We start from the raw sequence: 16,852 nt of genomic DNA on the forward strand, positions 1-16,852 counted from the left end.
TGCTTATACAATATAACGGAGATAGGTGAACCTATATTGCAACACTGAGGTGATGACTACCTGGGCAAATGCATAATAGCAAGATAACATAATAACACAATGGAACAATAGAGAAATGTTGATACGTTTTGGTCAACATTTCTCTATTTTATTTTGTTATAGTACATTATGGTAGCTCTATATAATGGTAGAATCACTTTTCAGTATAGTATAACAATAGCAGAGGGTCTTTGTAGTTTTCATGATACATCTATGCAGGTGTAGACTATGGCAATAGTATATGCCGTTTATGATAGTTAAGGGTAAATGTGTTTGCTTCTTTACAGTTGTTGCTCATATGAAGTATAATACTACTGATTATGACTATTTTTAAAGACTTAGGCATAGTCAACAGAACTGTCGAAACACATGCAAAGGAGGAACCAAATTCGTAAAGGCGAATAGCGCAAGTACTGGAAAGAGACAGCTTTCACAGTAGACGAGGTAGAGGAGTATCGAAATTCAGCGGATGCCTCTCGGCTAGCTTCAGTCGTAGAAGTAGAGCAAAACACCGAGGTAACTAGGTGCACAAAGGCTACTTTCAGAAGCAATAGTAATGAATTAATCAAGGAGGTACATACCATGTGTGGTATCGTAGGATATATTGGATTTGAAAATGCAGCAGATTTTATGCTGGAAGGTTTGGAGAAATTAGAATACCGCGGATATGATTCTGCAGGGATTGCCGTAGTGGGCGAAAACAATGTGATTAAAGTACAAAAGAAAATGGGACGCTTGGCGAATTTGGAAGCTGTAGTGAAAGCAGATCCTAACCAAGGCCATATCGGCATCGGTCATACTCGTTGGGCAACGCATGGTCGCCCAAGCGATATGAATGCGCACCCGCATACTAGCACAGATGGCAAATTTGCCGTAGTACACAATGGTATCATCGAAAACTACATGCCATTGAAAGAAGAATTGTTGGCTAAAGGTGTTGAATTTACATCTGAAACAGATACAGAAGTAGTGGCTCACTTATTGAGCGATATGTATGATGGCAATTTTGAAAGTACCGTTCGTCGCATGTTAGAACGCATCGAAGGGTCTTACTCTTTAGTAATGGTTTGCGCCGATGAGCCAAATAAAATCATTGCTACGAAAAAAGATAATCCATTGGTAGTGGGCTTAGGAAAAGGTGAAAACTTCATCGCCTCTGATATCCCAGCCATTATTCAACGCACTCGTGAAACATACATCATCAACGACAACGAAGTTGTTATCGTCACACCAGATAGCGTGACAATCACTGACCGAGCTGGTCAACCAGTGCAAAAAGACATTTATCATGTCACATGGAATGCAGAAGCGGCTGAAAAAGGTGGCTATGAGCACTTCATGTTAAAAGAAATTTACGAACAACCAAAAGCGATTCGTGATACGTTGAGCGGCCGTATTAATAAAGATGCTACAGAAGTTATCTATGATGAATTGAACTGGACACCAGATACAGTGAAAGGTATCAAACGTATCTTAATCACTGCTTGTGGTACAGCGTACCATGCAGGTTTAGTAGCAAAATACTACATTGAGCAATTAGCTCGTATTCCAGTAGAAGTAGACATCGCTTCTGAATACCGTTACCGTACACCATTAACGGATGAAGATACCTTATGCATCGTCATCAGCCAATCTGGTGAAACAAGCGATACATTATCTGCTTTGAAAGAAGCAAAACGTTTAGGCGCTAAATCCTTGGGTATCACCAACGTAGTGGGTTCCGCCGTATCTCGTGAAGCGGATCAAGTTATCTACACATGGGCAGGTCCTGAAATCGCCGTAGCTTCCACAAAAGCGTACACCACACAATTAGTAGCTTTATTATTGTTGGCTGTGTACTTAGGTCAATTAAATGGTCGCATCAATGAAGCGGTAAAACACGAAATTTTGACAAATTTACAAGAGTTACCTACATTGACTCATGAAATCTTTGAAAACGTGGACGAAATCAAAGCCTTTGCTAACCATTATGGTTATAAAGAGGATGCCTTCTTCTTAGGCCGTTTAATCGACTATGCCGTAGCTATGGAAGGGTCTTTGAAATTGAAAGAAATTTCTTATATCCATGCAGAAGCCTATGCAGGTGGTGAGTTGAAACATGGTACTTTGGCATTGATTGAAGAAGGCATTCCTGTGATCGCCTTGGCAACACAAGAATCTGTGCGTGAAAAAATGATGAGCAACATCAAAGAAGTAAAAGCTCGTGATGCCATTGTCATCGGTGTGGGTATGAAAGGCGACGAAGAATTGGCGAAATATGTTGACCATACTATCTTCGTGCCAAAAACTGACGCTTTCACAGTGCCTATCTTAGCTGTTGTGCCATTGCAATTGTTGTCATATTATGCAGCCATCACACGCGGTGCTGACGTAGATAAACCAAGAAACTTAGCGAAATCCGTAACCGTAGAATAGGAGATACTATGTCCGTTATTTTTTCCGGAATTCAACCGAGCGGTGAGTTGACCATTGGGAATTACCTTGGGGCTCTTCGCAATTTCTTGACATTCCAAGATGACCATGAATGTTTTTACTGTATCGTGAACCAACATGCGATTACAGTGCCACAAGATCCAAAGGACTTAATCCACAATACGCGAAGCCTTGCTGCGTTATACTTGGCAGTGGGCCTAGACCCTAATAAAGTAACCTTGTTCGTGCAATCCGAAGTACCTGCCCATGCGCAGTTGGGTTGGATTTTAACAACCCTAAGCTCCATCGGCGAGCTAGAGCGTATGACCCAGTACAAAGATAAATCGGCGAAACAAGGGGAAACGATCCCAGCTGGTTTGTTGACATACCCACCGTTGATGGCGGCGGACATTTTGTTATACCAAACTAACTATGTGCCGGTAGGGGACGACCAACGTCAACATATCGAGTTAACTCGTGACTTGGCACAACGTTTCAATTTCAAATATGGCGAAGTATTTGCTATGCCGGAAATTAAAACTACCGTAGGTGGTGCTCGTGTCATGTCCTTACAAGATCCAACAAAGAAAATGAGTAAGTCTGATGATAATAATTGGGCGACAATCCGCTTGTTGGATGCGCCAGATGTAGTGGTGAAGAAGATTAAGAAAGCTGCTACTGACTCGGAAGGCGTAGTGCGCTACGACAAAGAAAAACAGCCAGGTATCTCCAATTTGATGGGCATTTACAATGCTTTAACAGGAGATTCCTTTGAGGCTATTGAAAGCATGTATGCTGGTAAAAACTATGGAACTTTCAAAGGTGACATTGCAGACCTATTAGTAGGAGCGTTGACACCGATCCATGAACGCTATGCAGAATTAATCGACAGTCCAGAGCTAGATACGATTTTGACAGAAGGTGCTGAAAAAGCAGCCTCTGTGGCGAATGTAACATTGGCTCGTGTAGAAGAAGCTATGGGCCTACGACGTAAGTAATAGTAAGATGTAATGAGATGCTCTCGTGGCGTTTCATTACATCTTTTTGGTATCGTGTTGTAGGAGATATAAAATGCGGGGGATAAGATGAAAAAATGCATAGTATTAGGAATGGTATTGTTTCTAGGATTTTTCCATACAGTGAGTGGAAAAGACTTTAACGATCCACGTTGGCAGACAGTATTTTCTAATGATGGTTTACTCTTAAAACTTGATGTGAATACAGTTTCCTATAATGAAGAATTGGACACAGCTGATGCTTGGATAGCTAGACTTGATACAAACGAAGATCGTCAAGAAGTTGTACATTATGTGCTGTATTTTAATAGTGGCTCGATAATGGTGAAAGATTCATTGCTTTATAAACCAGAATCTAATGTTGTGGTAGGACGGCGAATCAATGATTATAGCTTTGAGTCTAGTAACTCTGATAGCGGCAAGACAATCTGGGAACTGGTAAAAAAACTAACAGATCGTGATACTAAGGCGAAAGCCTATGAGAAGCGGCAAGCAGAAGAGCTAGAGCAAGCACGAGAAGAGGAGTCAAAAAGACCAATCTTAAGAATCAATTATAGCTTAGAAAATAAACAAGACTAGATATTGCATATTTATGTAGAAACTAATGTATTAGGAAATAAACATAACTATTTTTCAAGCTGTATATTTGGAGGACCTATGAAACGTGAAGAATTAGAGAACATGTTTCCTTGTGGAACGATTCAAGAAGAAATACATAATTCTACGGTTATGGTATGGGGCTTTCAGCTGTTATATGCAGCCATTGCAGTATGGGGCGTCTATCGTAGTGTGCTCCTATATCGAGAACTAGGGTCAGGGATGAATATGTGGCTTATCCTCCTCGTGATGGTTGCTGGCTACGCCTTACTTCGCATGTACCAGCAAGACGATGTGGAGATTTATATTGCTACAGAAGGGCTCATTCTAAAACGAACGCCTATATTGGTAAAAGAACGAATTGAACGTTTTTTTGCACCAGACTTATATTTGACCTTTATTCATTATCAAGGCATCATGGGATTTGGAGAGGACTGGAAAACCTTGTATGTGCAAACAGAAACGGGCGGTATATATATCGTGCCCATTAGCTTACAGTTTCTGAGCCATCAAGATAAAATGAAAGTCTTAGAGGCACTGAATCGATATAAAAATACTTGAATAGGATTATAAAAAACCACTTGGCAAGGTGCTAGGTGGTTCTTTTTATTTGTTTTTTTGAAAATATTCACTGTTAGGAAATTTTAGAGGAAGGATACGATTCAAGGAGAAGTGAAACTATATGCTGGAGGTGTATCTACCGACCTAGCACGTAATTGTGGTATAATTTTGGTAAGAATGAAAGTGAGGCGTTATATGCGTATTAAATCATTCGATGAACTGACCATTCAGGACAATTTTATCTTTCAAAAGGTCATGCTAAAGAAATCCATTTGTAAGGCAGTATTGGAACGGTTGCTGGATATTTCTATCAAGGATATCGTTTACATTCAAGAGGAGAAAACTCTGGATGTAAGCTTGGAAACGAAAAGTATTCGTTTAGATGTCTATGTGAATGACGACAGAGGAACTGTATTCAATATCGAGATGCAAACCAGCAAGGATATGGAAGAACTGGTAAAGCGTACACGCTTTTACCAAAGTATTTTGGATATGTATCATTTACAAAAAGGGCAGAAGTACATGACATTAAATGATTCGTATATTATTTTTATTTGTACATTCCCTGTGTTTACTGGAAATCGTCATAAGTACACATTCAAAAATGTTTGTATGGAAGAACATGATATTCTGTTGAACGATGGGGCTACAAAATTGTTTTTAAGTACCAAGGGTAAAGTGGATGATATTTCAAAACCGCTGCAACGATTTTTAGATTATGTGGATGGTCATGCTGCATCGGATGAGTTACTACGAGAAATTGAAAGTGCCGTAGATGAAGCAAAACATTGTGAGGCTTGGAGGGAGGAATATTCAATGCTATCAATGGATCATTATACATATTGGAAAGAAGGCGTAGCTGAAGGAAGAGCAGAGGGGTTAGTAGAAGGTGAAAATCTAGGCAAGGCTAAAGCGAAAATTGAAGTTGTCATTCAAATGCTTCGAGAGAATATATCCATGCAGATGATTGCCAAGATTACTAACTTAACGCTAAAAGAAATAAATGAAATAGGCAAAGCACATGGCTTGATATAAAACATATTGGTAAAGAGAAAATCAGCGATATGGTGAGTACTTAACTTACTATATCGCTTTTGTTTTGATAGTTAGCTGTTGGGGGATGTCAGTATAAATTACTTTCATAATACATGATAAAATTTTTGTAATTTATCTCTTTACAACTTTAATTAACTAAAGTATAATGTAATCATGAAATAGAGATTACATATCTGTAGAGAGGAGAAAGTACTATGAATTGGTTACAAAAGTGTTCTAAAACGGTATTAGCGGCGGCTAGTGCATTGGTAATTGTGGGGTTAGTAGCAGGTTGTGGAGCATCTACGAAGCAGGCGAACACAGATGTGCCGAAGAAAATTGTCATCGGCTTAGATGATAACTTTCCACCTATGGGATTCAAAGATGAAAAAGGTGAACTCGTAGGTTTTGATATTGATTTGGCAAAAGAAGTAGCAAAGCGTATTGGTTCTGAAGTAGAATTTAAATCCATCGACTGGGATAGTAAAGAAGCAGAACTAAAATCTAAACGCATTGATGTATTGTGGAATGGCTTGACCATTACGAAGGAACGGGAGCGTAATATTTTGTTCTCTAAACCATATCTTCGAGGTGACCAAATTATTGCTGTGAAATCTGATTCTGGGATTGCTGACAAGGCCCAACTCGATGGCAAACGTGTAGGCGTTCAATCAGGTTCTACTGGTTTGGAAGCGGTAAAAAATGATCCACAATCTAAGAACTTTAAAGAAATCAAAGAATATGGCGATTATGTGAATGCTTTCATGGATTTAGAACTTGGCCGTATTGATGCGGTCGTGGTGGATGAAATGGTAGGCCGTTATTTAATCGGTAAAAAAGGTAACAATGTATTCACCGTAGCCACTGGCTCCTTCGCCAGTGAAAAAGTAGGTGTAGGTATGCGTAAGGAAGATGCAGCGTTGAAAGCAAAAGTTGATGCTGCATTACAAGAAGTGATGAATGATGGTACGGCTGACAAATTGGCGCAAAAATGGTTTGGCGACACATCTATCTTGACGAAAGAGGAGTATAAATAAGCATGGATATACTGGAGTATATGTTACAGATAGTTCCGGCTATTGCCGGCGGATTCCAAGTGACCTTGTCCTTGTTCTTCATTGTCATCATCTTGTCAGTGCCAGGAGGATTGCTCTTGGCACTGCTCCGATTGAGTACAAACCGAGTGGTGACGAGCATCGTGGATGCTTATGTATACGTAATGCGTGGCACACCGTTGATGTTACAAATTTTGCTCATCTATTACGGCTTGCCATTCATGATTGATGGCTTTGAGTTGACTGATATGACAGCAGCGGTGCTGTCCTTCGTGTTGAATTATATTGCCTACTTATGTGAAATTTTCCGCAGTGGCATTCAATCCATTCCAAAAGGGCAGTATGAAGGAGCGAAGGTATTAGGCTTTACCTATGTGCAGACGATGTACAAGATTATTTTGCCGCAGGTCATCAAACGCGTGTTGCCACCATTGGCAAATGAAACGATTACACTGCTGAAAGATACATCCTTGGTGTATGTCTTAGCTATGAATGATATCTTGCGTATTACACGCAGTATTGTACAACGTGATTTTGACATTACAGCTTTCATCGTAGCTGGTGTATTTTATTTGGCTATGACTTTTGTATTGACGAAACTATATCAGTATTTGGAACGCCGCATGGCGATTTACGAAGATTAGGAGGAAACCATGGCTTTCATAGACATGTTACATATTGAAAAGAGCTTTGGCTCGGTGGCGGTCTTGCAAGACGTGTCACTATCCATGGAACGTGGCGAAGTGGTGTCCATCATCGGTCCCTCTGGATCGGGCAAATCCACCTTTCTTCGTTGCTTAGGACAACTAGAAACCATACAAAAAGGGACTATCAGGGTCGATGGGGCGACCTTAGTGGACACGCCGGCGAACACAGGGGCAGCGGTCTACGCAGGGAAAGAAGAACAGCAACAAATTTTACTGAAAATGGGGATGGTATTCCAATCTTTCAACCTATTTCCACATATGACGGTGCTAGAAAATATCATGGTCGCACCTCGCATGGTGAAAGGAATGAAAGACGCAGAGATATTACCTATGGCTCAGTCCTTGCTAGAAAAAGTAGGCCTTTGGGATAAACGAGATGTATACCCTAGCACCTTGTCAGGGGGACAAAAACAAAGGGTCGCTATTGCTAGAGCATTAGCGATGAAACCAGAAATTATGCTCTTCGATGAACCTACCTCCGCCTTGGACCCAGAGTTCACCAGTGAAGTATTGCGGACCATCAAAGAACTAGCTGAAGAAGACATGACCATGATCATCGTCACCCATGAAATGGCATTCGCAAGAGAAGTAGCAGATAGAGTCATCTTTATGGCAGACGGAAAAATCCAAGAAGAAGGAACTCCAGAACAGGTCTTTGGGAATCCACAAAACCCAAGAACACAAGCGTTCCTAAACTCTATGTTGAGAGTTTAAGGTTCAAACATTATAAACGTACCTAAACCCCATGCTACGAGTTTTGGTATCAAATAATGCAAAGCAAATGCGACATAACGAGACACAAACCGTATTATATAGTTTGTACTAGGTATGTCGCATTTTTGTGCACAAACACCCTTGCCTTATACTTACTTCCTCATAGAATACAGGCAACTAAATGCGCAATGTCATTTTGTATAGTTCTTCCCTCATATACCGATGATCATACACAATCGTATAGGCGGACCCAAAGTAGATGATTGCCTTTGACTGATACATAGACATTGCTAGTAGAGTGAATGTGAGTAGGCGGTTGTTAATCAGTTAATGAATACAGTTTATAAGAATGCGGTGTACTTCCGAAGAAACATTACGCAGTGCCGTTTCTGAGGGAGTGCACCGCATTCTGCTAAATACATAAGGGGCCTACTCACAGACATCTCAAAGACCCTCAGTCAAAGGCGAACATAAATTGCCAATCCGCCATGAGATTGTGTATAATAAGAGGTATGTATAATCCGATTGTAATGGGAAATGAGGAATGACGATGCGAATTGATGGTCGTAGTTTAAAAGAAATACGCCCTGTGAAAATTACTAGGCATTACACTGCCTATGCAGAGGGATCTGTACTAATTGAATGTGGCAATACAAAAGTCCTTTGTACGGCTAGCGTTGAGGATCGCGTTCCCCGCTTTTTGAAAGGAACTGGCACAGGCTGGGTGACAGCAGAATATTCCTTGTTACCACGAGCTACACATACTCGTGTACCTAGAGAGGCAGCAAAAGGTAAACAGACAGGTCGCACCGTGGAAATCCAACGTTTGATTGGTCGTGCCTTGCGAGCTGTTGTAGACTTAGAAGCTTTAGGCGAAGTATCGATTACGGTAGACTGTGATGTACTACAAGCTGATGGTGGCACTCGCACAGCTTCTATTACAGGGGCTTTTGTGGCTTTAGTAGATGCTATCTATTCTATGTACGATGGATATGGTAAGTTTCCTGTAACGGACTATTTAGCAGCTATTTCTATGGGAATTGGTGAAGATGGTCCTATGCTAGACTTGTGCTATGAAGAAGATAGTGCAGCCATTGTGGATATGAATGTGGTTTGTACCGGTAAAGGCCAATTAGTAGAAGTGCAAGGAACAGGTGAACATGGGACTTTCACAAGAAATGAGTTGAATAGCCTATTAGATTTAGGTGAAGCTGGTACACAACAACTAATGGCAGTACAACGTGAAGCATTAGGTGAAATTGGACATATGGTGGGTCATGAAAATGCACCGAAAGCAGTGGTATTAGCCACACGGAATAAAGGAAAAATTCGAGAGTTTACCGCAGCCTTTGAAGAATTAGGCTTTGAAGTGCGTACGATAGATGACGTTGTAGATATTGACGAACCAGAAGAAATTGGCACTACCTTTATGGAAAATGCAGAACTGAAGGCTTTATACTATGCAGAGGCTTGTGGTTTACCTTGTGTGGCAGATGATTCTGGCTTAGAAGTAGATGCCTTAGGCGGTGCACCAGGTGTATATTCTGCGCGCTATGCAGGACTGCATCGCAGTGATGAAGATAATAATCGGCGATTAGTGGCGGAATTGGTGGATGTTACTCCAAGTGATAGAACAGCACGTTATCAATGTGCTCTTGTATGGGCTACACCGGATGGACAATGTGTTCGAGCTACAGGCACTTGTGAAGGACTTATTCAGTTAAGCCCAATGGGAAAAGGTGGATTCGGTTACGATCCATACTTTTACATTCCAAAATTAAAAACGACGATGGCCAATATTTCTATGGAACAAAAACAAGCTATTAGCCATCGAGGTAAGGCGCTACGGGCATTGGTGGAGCAATTGCGACACACTATAATTAAGTAATTAATAAAAAAATGAAAATTTTATATCGAAAGTCTTGAATATATTTATTTAATTCGATATAATAATGGTAGGTATTATAAGGAAGGCAGATATTAAGTTATGGATACATCTGTAAAATCAAATAAAATGAAACTCTATGGGTTTAACAATTTAACGAAAACCTTGAGTTTTAATATTTATGATATTTGTTATACGCGTACAGAAGAAGAAAAACGCCAATATATTGAATACATTGACGAAGTTTACAATGCACAGCGCCTGACTGATATTTTAACAGAGGTTTCACATATTATCGGAGCCAATGTGTTGAATGTGGCAAAGCAAGACTATGATCCACAAGGGGCAAGCGTAACCATTCTGATTTCGGAAGAACCTGTTGATAAAGTAGATAAAGATGATGTGGTGATGCATCTCGATAAATCTCATTTGACGGTTCATACCTACCCTGAAAGCCATCCAGACAATGGAGTTAGTACATTCCGTGCAGATATTGACGTGTCCACATGTGGTCAAATCTCTCCGCTCAACGCATTAAACTATCTCATCGATAGCTTTGATTCCGATATCATTAGCTTAGATTACAGAGTGCGTGGATTCACTCGTGATATTCATGGTAAAAAATTATTCATGGATCACCGCATGAACTCCATCCAAAATTACATCAATTCTAGAACTCGTAATCTTTACAATATGATCGATGTGAATGTGTATCAAGAAAATATTTTCCATACCAAAATGATGCTGAAAGAGTACGACATTAATAATTATTTGTTTGGTATTACCGAAGAAGATTTGACGCTAAAAGAGCGCAAACAAATTAACCAACAACTCAAACAAGAGATGGCGGAAATATTCTACGGTAGAAACTTACCATCATTGAAAATCTAGGAGGTTTTCCCATGGACGTAAAACAAGAGGCAATTGAAAAACGCTTGGAACTAAAAGGTTTCTTGCAAACTGGCACAAAATACGAATTAAAAGATGCTCATGATTTAACGGTAGCATACACTCCAGGTGTAGCAGAACCATGCCTTCATATCAAAGAAGATGAAGACAAATCCTTCGACTTAACATGTCGTTCTAATATGGTAGCCGTTGTATCCGACGGTACTCGTGTATTGGGTTTAGGTGATATCGGAGCGGCTGCTGCGATTCCAGTAATGGAAGGTAAATCCCTATTGTTCAAACGTTTCGGCAATGTAGATTGCATTCCGTTGGTAATCGATACAAAAGATCCAGATGTGTTAATCAACACTGTAAAATTAGTGCAAAAAAACTTTGCTGGCATTAACTTAGAAGATATTTCTTCTCCTAAATGCTACGAAATCGAAAATCGTTTGAAAAAAGAGTTAGAAATCCCTGTATTCCATGATGATCAACATGGTACAGCGATCGCTTGCTTAGCAGGTGTAAAAGCAGCCCTTCGCTTTGTGAAAAAAGATTTATCCAAAGTTAAAATCGTTGTAAACGGTGCTGGTGCAGCGGGTGCTAATATTGCTCGTCTATTATACTTAGCAGGCGCTCGTGACATTACATTAATGGTAAGCTCCGGCGTATTGAACAAAGACTACAAACGTCTAGATTCTTTACAAGCTGAGTTGATCAAAACATTGGGTCAAGAAACAAAAACTGGCAACTTAGCAGAGATCGCAAAGGGTGCTGATGTATTGTTAGGTGTATCTGCTGCTGGTGCTTTCACAAAAGAAATTTTGGAAAGCTTAGCGGATGATGCTATCGTATTTGCTATGGCTAACCCAGTTCCAGAAGTTATGTACGAAGAAGCGAAAGCAGCTGGCGTACGTGTTATGGGTACAGGTCGTAGCGATGCGCCGAACCAAATTAACAATGTTAACGTATTCCCTGGTATCTTCCGTGGTGCCATCGATGTACAAGCACGTGAAATCAATGATGAAATGAAATTGGCAGCCGCTGAGGCGCTAGCAGCTCTTGTAACAGATGAAGAATTAGCAGAAGACTACGTAGTAGCGAATGCATTCGACAAACGTGTTCCATTAGCAGTAGCAAAAGCAGTAGCTGAAACAGCTATCAAAACTGGTGTAGCACGTAAAACAGAAGTTCCTTACTAAGATAAAGAACTCTTATATAGTATAGAGGTAGGTTGAAGTGTTGACTCAACCTACCTCTATCTTTTTTATATGTCTAGGCTGTGAAAATTATCACCTAACAAAAAATTAGAAAACCTAAAAAATATTTAGAAAAAGTATTGAATTATAGAATTGATGGTGCTATAATGAGGGCATACCTAATAAATTGTTAGAAAGCCTAAATAATAGTTAGGAGACAAGTATGAAATTAGAACAATTAAAGGTAATTGCGCATGGTATTGCGACACAATTTGGAGCTTCATGTGAAGTGTTAATTCACGACGTGCAAATAGAAACATTAGAGAGTTCTATTGTGTATATTGAGCACGGGGATATTTCTAACCGAAATGTAGGTGATGGCGCCTCGCATGCAGTACTAGATGCGATACGAAATGACGATGGTCAGTGTCAGGGTAAACAAGCTTATCTTACACGAACCAAAGATGGAAGGGTTCTTCGATCGACGACGATGTATATACGTGATGATAATGATAAATTACAGTATTTATTGTGTATCAACTATGATATTACTGATTTTATTACATTGCAAAACTCGTTAGATCGGATTATTACATCCAGTAATCGAGCGTGGGAAACAAAAGGCGAACGAATTGTTACATCTGTTAGCGATTTGTTGAGCGATATGTTATCTCAAGCTGAAAAAGTAGTAGGGCGACCAGCACATTTAATGAATAAGAATGAGCGTCTGGAAGCAATACGATATTTATATTGCCAGGGCGCTTTTTTGATTTCAAAGGCATCTGATAAAATATCGGAATATTTCAACGTTTCTAAATTTACTTTATATAATGACCTAAATCAGGTGAAAGAAGAGGAGGAATTACATGGAACGGATTCAATGGGTGAAAAATAATATGCCTGGGTCTGAGGACCTAAATACGCATATTATGAGTGTGAAATCAAGTGAAGGTGTAAGGGAATTTCATAAAAGCTTCCCACAATATGAAGAAACACCATTAACTGAATTACCACGTATGGCAGAGCATTTAGGATTGAACAGATTGTTTATCAAAGATGAATCCTATCGCTTTGGATTAAACGCTTTCAAAGTGTTGGGGGGATCCTATGCGATTGCTAAGTTTGTGGCACAAGAATTAGGTAAAGAAGTATCTGAGTTACCATACTCTGTATTAACATCAAAAGAATTACGCGATGAATTTGGACAAGCTACATTCTTCACGGCTACAGATGGTAATCACGGTCGTGGTGTAGCTTGGGCAGCTAATAAATTGGGCCAAAAATCTGTAGTATTTATGCCAAAAGGTTCTACAGAAACTCGTAAACAAAACATTGCGGCAGAAGGTGCAACAGTTACGATTGAAGAAATGAACTACGATGATTGCGTACGCTTAGCCACAGCAGAATCAAAAAAAGTTAATCATGGTGTTGTTATCCAAGATACAGCTTGGGATGGTTATGAAGAAATTCCAGCATGGATTATGCAAGGCTATGGCACAATGGCATTAGAAGCTACTGAACAACTAGAAAAAGCAGGCGTGGATGTACCAACACATGTTATCGTACAAGCTGGCGTTGGTTCCTTAGCAGGTGCTGTTACTGGTTATGTAGTAAACCGCTATAAAGATGCTCCTGTGAAACCAAAAATTGTTGTTGTAGAGGCATCTGCGGCAGATTGCTTATACAAAGGTGCTAAAGCAGGTGACGGGGATTTACGCATTGTTGGTGGCGATTTACAAACAATCATGGCAGGGTTAGCTTGCGGTGAGCCAAATACAATCTCTTGGGACATCTTAAAAAACCATGTGGACGTATTCGTATCCGCTCCAGACTGGGTAGCATCCCTAGGTATGCGCATGAGTGCAGCTCCTATCAAAGGTGATGCGAGCATCACATCTGGTGAATCTGGTGCCGTACCATTTGGTTTAGTAGCAGCGGCTATGACAATGGATGAATATAAAGATTTACGTGAAGACTTAGGCCTTACAAAAGATTCCAAAGTTCTTTGTTTCTCCACAGAAGGGGATACAGATCCAACACGATATCAAGAAATCGTATGGCAAGGAAAATTTTAATATAATCAAGTAGTCATATACAGTTAACTTTAACTTTTACGTATATGTGTATTTAAGGAGGAAAAAGGTATGGATTTACAAGCAGTAAAAAAAGCAGCAGAAGCTTATGGACCAGCGATGACAAAATTTTTAAGAGAAATCGTCGCATTCCCTGGTGAAAGTGCAGAAGAAGAACAACACGTTCGCCGCATTGAAAAAGAAATGAAAGACTTAGGATTCGATGAAGTAGAAGTGGATCCTATGGGTAACATTCTTGGATATATGGGAACTGGTAAAACATTGATTGCTTTTGACGGACATATTGATACAGTAGGTATCGGTAACCGTGACAACTGGAACTTTGATCCATATGAGGGATTTGAAAGCGATACTGAAATCGGTGGCCGTGGCGTATCTGACCAATTAGGTGGTATCGTATCCGCAGTATACGGTGCAAAAATCATGAAAGACTTAGGTTTATTGAATGATAAATACCGTGTATTAGTAGTTGGTACAGTACAAGAAGAAGATTGCGACGGATTGTGCTGGGAATACATTATTAAAGAACGTGGCATTCGTCCAGAATTCGTAGTATCCACAGAACCAACTGATGGCGGTATCTATCGTGGTCAACGTGGTCGCATGGAAATTCGTATCGATGTAGAAGGCGTATCTTGCCATGGCTCTGCACCAGATCGTGGTGACAATGCAATCTACAAAATGGCTGACATTTTACAAGATGTTCGTGCATTAAATGCAAATAACTCTACTGAAAGCACTCGCGTTAAAGGCTTGGAAAAAATGTTGGATCCAAAATTCAACCCTGACCATTATGAAGAAGCTCGTTTCTTGGGCCGTGGTACAGTAACAACTTCCCAAATTTTCTACACTTCTCCGAGTCGTTGTGCAGTAGCAGACTCTTGCGCAGTATCTCTTGACCGTCGTATGACTGCAGGCGAAACATGGCAAAGCTGCTTAAAAGAAATTGAAGATTTACCAGCTGTGAAAGCACATGGCGCAAAAGTATCTATGTATGAATATGCTCGTCCATCCTGGACTGGTTTAACATATCCGATCGAATGTTACTTCCCAACATGGGTAATTCCTAAAGATCATAAAGTAACAAAAGCGTTAGAAGAATCTTACATCTCCTTATACGGTACAGAACGTATTGGTGCAGAAGTTACATTGGCAGAACGTAAAGCTCGTCCGTTAACTGATAAATGGACATTCTCTACAAATGGCGTATCCATCATGGGACGTAATGGTATTCCTTGCATCGGTTTCGGTCCTGGCGCAGAAGCACAAGCACATGCTCCTAACGAAATCACATGGAAACAAGACCTTGTAACATGTGCAGCAGTATATGCAATCTTACCTACAAACTATTGCAAATAATAGTTTACATTTTATAAAGCTATAAATTATTAATGAGGTGCAAAAATGGCAGATTTCAAAAAATGTGTAGACGCATTAGCTAAGTTAGACACAAAAAACATGTACAACAATGACTTCTTCTTGACTTGGGAAAAAACAGACGACGAATTACAAGCTGTTTGGGCTGTAGCTGATGCATTACGTGCATTGCGTGAGCGCAATATCTCTACAAAAGTATTCGACAGTGGCCTTGGTATCTCCTTATTCCGTGATAACTCCACTCGTACTCGTTTCTCCTTCGCATCTGCTTGTAACTTATTAGGTTTAGAAGTACAAGACTTAGATGAAGGAAAATCTCAAATCGCTCATGGCGAGACTGTACGTGAAACAGCGAATATGATCTCCTTCATGGCTGACATCATCGGTATCCGTGATGATATGTATATCGGTAAAGGTAATGCATACATGCATGCAGTAGCTGATGCAGTAGAAGAAGGCCATAAAGACGGCGTATTAGAACAACGTCCTACATTGGTAAACTTACAATGTGATATTGACCATCCAACACAATTGATGGCTGATACGGCTCACCTTATCAATGAATTTGGTGGACTTGAAAACTTAAAAGGTAAAAAAGTGGCTATGACTTGGGCATACTCCCCATCCTATGGTAAACCTCTTTCCGTACCACAAGGTGCTATCGGTTTATTCACTCGTTTAGGTATGGAAGTTGTATTAGCGCATCCAGAAGGATACGAAGTAATGCCAGAAGTTGAAGAAGTTGCTAAAAAACAAGCACAAGCTAGTGGCGGATCTTTCAAACGTACAAACGACATGAAAGAAGCTTTCAAAGATGCTGATATTGTATACCCTAAATCCTGGGCACCTTTCGCAGCAATGGAAGAAAGAACTGACTTATATGGCAAAGGCGATACAGCAGGCATTAAAGAATTAGAAGGTCGTTTATTAGAACAAAATGCACAACATAAAGATTGGGCTTGCACAGAAGATATGATGAGTCTTACAAAAGACGGTAAAGCATTATACTTACATTGCTTACCAGCTGATATCACTGGCGTAAGCTGTGAAGAAGGTGAAGTTGACGCATCCGTATTTGATCGTTATCGTGTACCTCTTTACAAAGAAGCGAGCTATAAACCATATGTAATTGCTGCTATGATTTTATTAAGCAAATTTGAAAATCCAGTAGAATTATTGAAAGAGCTAGAAGAAAAGGGAACAGAAAGAGTTCTCCGCTAAGAGCAAAGGGGCTGTCTGTTCAGGCAGTCCCTTATTTTAATCCCTACAAAGTA

15 protein-coding genes and 1 pseudogene are annotated in these 16,852 nt (G+C 40.1%); all 16 read left to right on the top strand.

The window, feature by feature from the left end; all coding sequences use genetic code 11:
• Positions 1-621 precede the first annotated feature (621 nt).
• The 16 genes and pseudogenes from glmS to ygeW all read left to right on the top strand — a co-directional run bounded on the left by glmS (position 622) and on the right by ygeW (position 16,799).
• Positions 622-2,454, top strand: a complete 1,833-nt coding sequence (gene glmS / locus EO121_RS02190) for a glutamine--fructose-6-phosphate transaminase (isomerizing) (RefSeq protein WP_127165687.1) — start codon at positions 622-624, stop codon at positions 2,452-2,454.
• A gap of 8 nt (positions 2,455-2,462) precedes the next feature.
• Positions 2,463-3,449: a tryptophan--tRNA ligase gene (trpS, locus tag EO121_RS02195; protein WP_127165689.1), complete on the top strand. Its 987-nt coding sequence runs from the start codon at positions 2,463-2,465 to the stop codon at positions 3,447-3,449.
• Between the two features lie 87 nt (positions 3,450-3,536).
• The gene (locus EO121_RS02200; protein WP_127165691.1) at positions 3,537-4,046 is read left to right on the top strand and encodes a hypothetical protein; all 510 of its coding nucleotides are present in this window, start codon (positions 3,537-3,539) and stop codon (positions 4,044-4,046) included.
• 78 nt (positions 4,047-4,124) lie between these two features.
• Entirely contained in the window at positions 4,125-4,625 is a 501-nt protein-coding gene (locus EO121_RS02205) for a hypothetical protein (protein WP_127165693.1), read from the top strand.
• 195 nt (positions 4,626-4,820) lie between these two features.
• Positions 4,821-5,660, top strand: coding sequence for an Rpn family recombination-promoting nuclease/putative transposase (locus EO121_RS02210; RefSeq protein ID WP_164725830.1), 840 nt, complete (start codon positions 4,821-4,823; stop codon positions 5,658-5,660).
• A gap of 215 nt (positions 5,661-5,875) precedes the next feature.
• Entirely contained in the window at positions 5,876-6,697 is an 822-nt protein-coding gene (locus tag EO121_RS02215) for an amino acid ABC transporter substrate-binding protein (RefSeq protein WP_127165697.1), read from the top strand.
• A gap of 8 nt (positions 6,698-6,705) precedes the next feature.
• Positions 6,706-7,359 (top strand): amino acid ABC transporter permease, encoded by a 654-nt coding sequence (locus tag EO121_RS02220; RefSeq protein ID WP_370447196.1) that lies wholly within the window; start codon positions 6,706-6,708, stop codon positions 7,357-7,359.
• Positions 7,360-7,368: 9 nt separating this feature from the next.
• Entirely contained in the window at positions 7,369-8,136 is a 768-nt protein-coding gene (locus tag EO121_RS02225) for an amino acid ABC transporter ATP-binding protein (protein WP_127165699.1), read from the top strand.
• A 550-nt stretch (positions 8,137-8,686) separates the two neighbouring features.
• A pseudogene (gene rph / locus EO121_RS08735) lies at positions 8,687-9,412 on the top strand (ribonuclease PH); the annotation flags it as partial.
• Positions 9,404-10,024 carry an XTP/dITP diphosphatase gene (locus tag EO121_RS08740; RefSeq protein ID WP_231723404.1) on the top strand — a complete coding sequence of 207 codons (621 nt, stop codon included), beginning with the start codon at positions 9,404-9,406 and terminating at the stop codon, positions 10,022-10,024. The pseudogene rph and the gene EO121_RS08740, both read left to right, overlap by 9 nt.
• 99 nt (positions 10,025-10,123) lie before the next feature.
• The gene (gene speD, locus EO121_RS02235) at positions 10,124-10,912 is read left to right on the top strand and encodes an adenosylmethionine decarboxylase (protein WP_127161083.1); all 789 of its coding nucleotides are present in this window, start codon (positions 10,124-10,126) and stop codon (positions 10,910-10,912) included.
• A gap of 11 nt (positions 10,913-10,923) precedes the next feature.
• A complete protein-coding gene (locus EO121_RS02240) occupies positions 10,924-12,111 on the top strand; it encodes an NADP-dependent malic enzyme (RefSeq protein ID WP_127165701.1) in 1,188 nt (395 codons plus the stop codon).
• Between the two features lie 220 nt (positions 12,112-12,331).
• Positions 12,332-13,003 (top strand): transcriptional regulator, encoded by a 672-nt coding sequence (locus EO121_RS02245; RefSeq protein WP_127161081.1) that lies wholly within the window; start codon positions 12,332-12,334, stop codon positions 13,001-13,003.
• Positions 12,975-14,183, top strand: a complete 1,209-nt coding sequence (dpaL, locus tag EO121_RS02250; RefSeq protein WP_127161080.1) for a diaminopropionate ammonia-lyase — start codon at positions 12,975-12,977, stop codon at positions 14,181-14,183. Before EO121_RS02245 ends, dpaL begins: the two co-directional genes overlap by 29 nt.
• Positions 14,184-14,252: 69 nt before the next feature.
• Positions 14,253-15,560, top strand: a complete 1,308-nt coding sequence (locus EO121_RS02255; protein WP_127161079.1) for a YgeY family selenium metabolism-linked hydrolase — start codon at positions 14,253-14,255, stop codon at positions 15,558-15,560.
• A gap of 45 nt (positions 15,561-15,605) precedes the next feature.
• Positions 15,606-16,799, top strand: coding sequence for a knotted carbamoyltransferase YgeW (gene ygeW, locus EO121_RS02260; RefSeq protein WP_127147514.1), 1,194 nt, complete (start codon positions 15,606-15,608; stop codon positions 16,797-16,799).
• Positions 16,800-16,852 lie beyond the last annotated feature (53 nt).

Source organism: Veillonella sp. CHU732, assembly GCF_003992085.1.
Taxonomy (GTDB): domain Bacteria; phylum Bacillota; class Negativicutes; order Veillonellales; family Veillonellaceae; genus F0422.

Coding starts and splice junctions, on each gene's coding strand:
- EO121_RS02205 (WP_127165693.1), top strand. CDS start 4,125: ATGAAACGTGAAGAATTAGAGAACATGTTTCCTTGTGGAACGATTCAA.
- EO121_RS02240 (WP_127165701.1), top strand. CDS start 10,924: ATGGACGTAAAACAAGAGGCAATTGAAAAACGCTTGGAACTAAAAGGT.
- EO121_RS02245 (WP_127161081.1), top strand. CDS start 12,332: ATGAAATTAGAACAATTAAAGGTAATTGCGCATGGTATTGCGACACAA.
- dpaL (WP_127161080.1), top strand. CDS start 12,975: ATGGAACGGATTCAATGGGTGAAAAATAATATGCCTGGGTCTGAGGAC.
- EO121_RS02210 (WP_164725830.1), top strand. CDS start 4,821: ATGCGTATTAAATCATTCGATGAACTGACCATTCAGGACAATTTTATC.
- speD (WP_127161083.1), top strand. CDS start 10,124: ATGGATACATCTGTAAAATCAAATAAAATGAAACTCTATGGGTTTAAC.
- ygeW (WP_127147514.1), top strand. CDS start 15,606: ATGGCAGATTTCAAAAAATGTGTAGACGCATTAGCTAAGTTAGACACA.
- glmS (WP_127165687.1), top strand. CDS start 622: ATGTGTGGTATCGTAGGATATATTGGATTTGAAAATGCAGCAGATTTT.
- EO121_RS02225 (WP_127165699.1), top strand. CDS start 7,369: ATGGCTTTCATAGACATGTTACATATTGAAAAGAGCTTTGGCTCGGTG.
- EO121_RS02200 (WP_127165691.1), top strand. CDS start 3,537: ATGAAAAAATGCATAGTATTAGGAATGGTATTGTTTCTAGGATTTTTC.
- EO121_RS02215 (WP_127165697.1), top strand. CDS start 5,876: ATGAATTGGTTACAAAAGTGTTCTAAAACGGTATTAGCGGCGGCTAGT.
- EO121_RS08740 (WP_231723404.1), top strand. CDS start 9,404: ATGGTGGGTCATGAAAATGCACCGAAAGCAGTGGTATTAGCCACACGG.
- EO121_RS02255 (WP_127161079.1), top strand. CDS start 14,253: ATGGATTTACAAGCAGTAAAAAAAGCAGCAGAAGCTTATGGACCAGCG.
- trpS (WP_127165689.1), top strand. CDS start 2,463: ATGTCCGTTATTTTTTCCGGAATTCAACCGAGCGGTGAGTTGACCATT.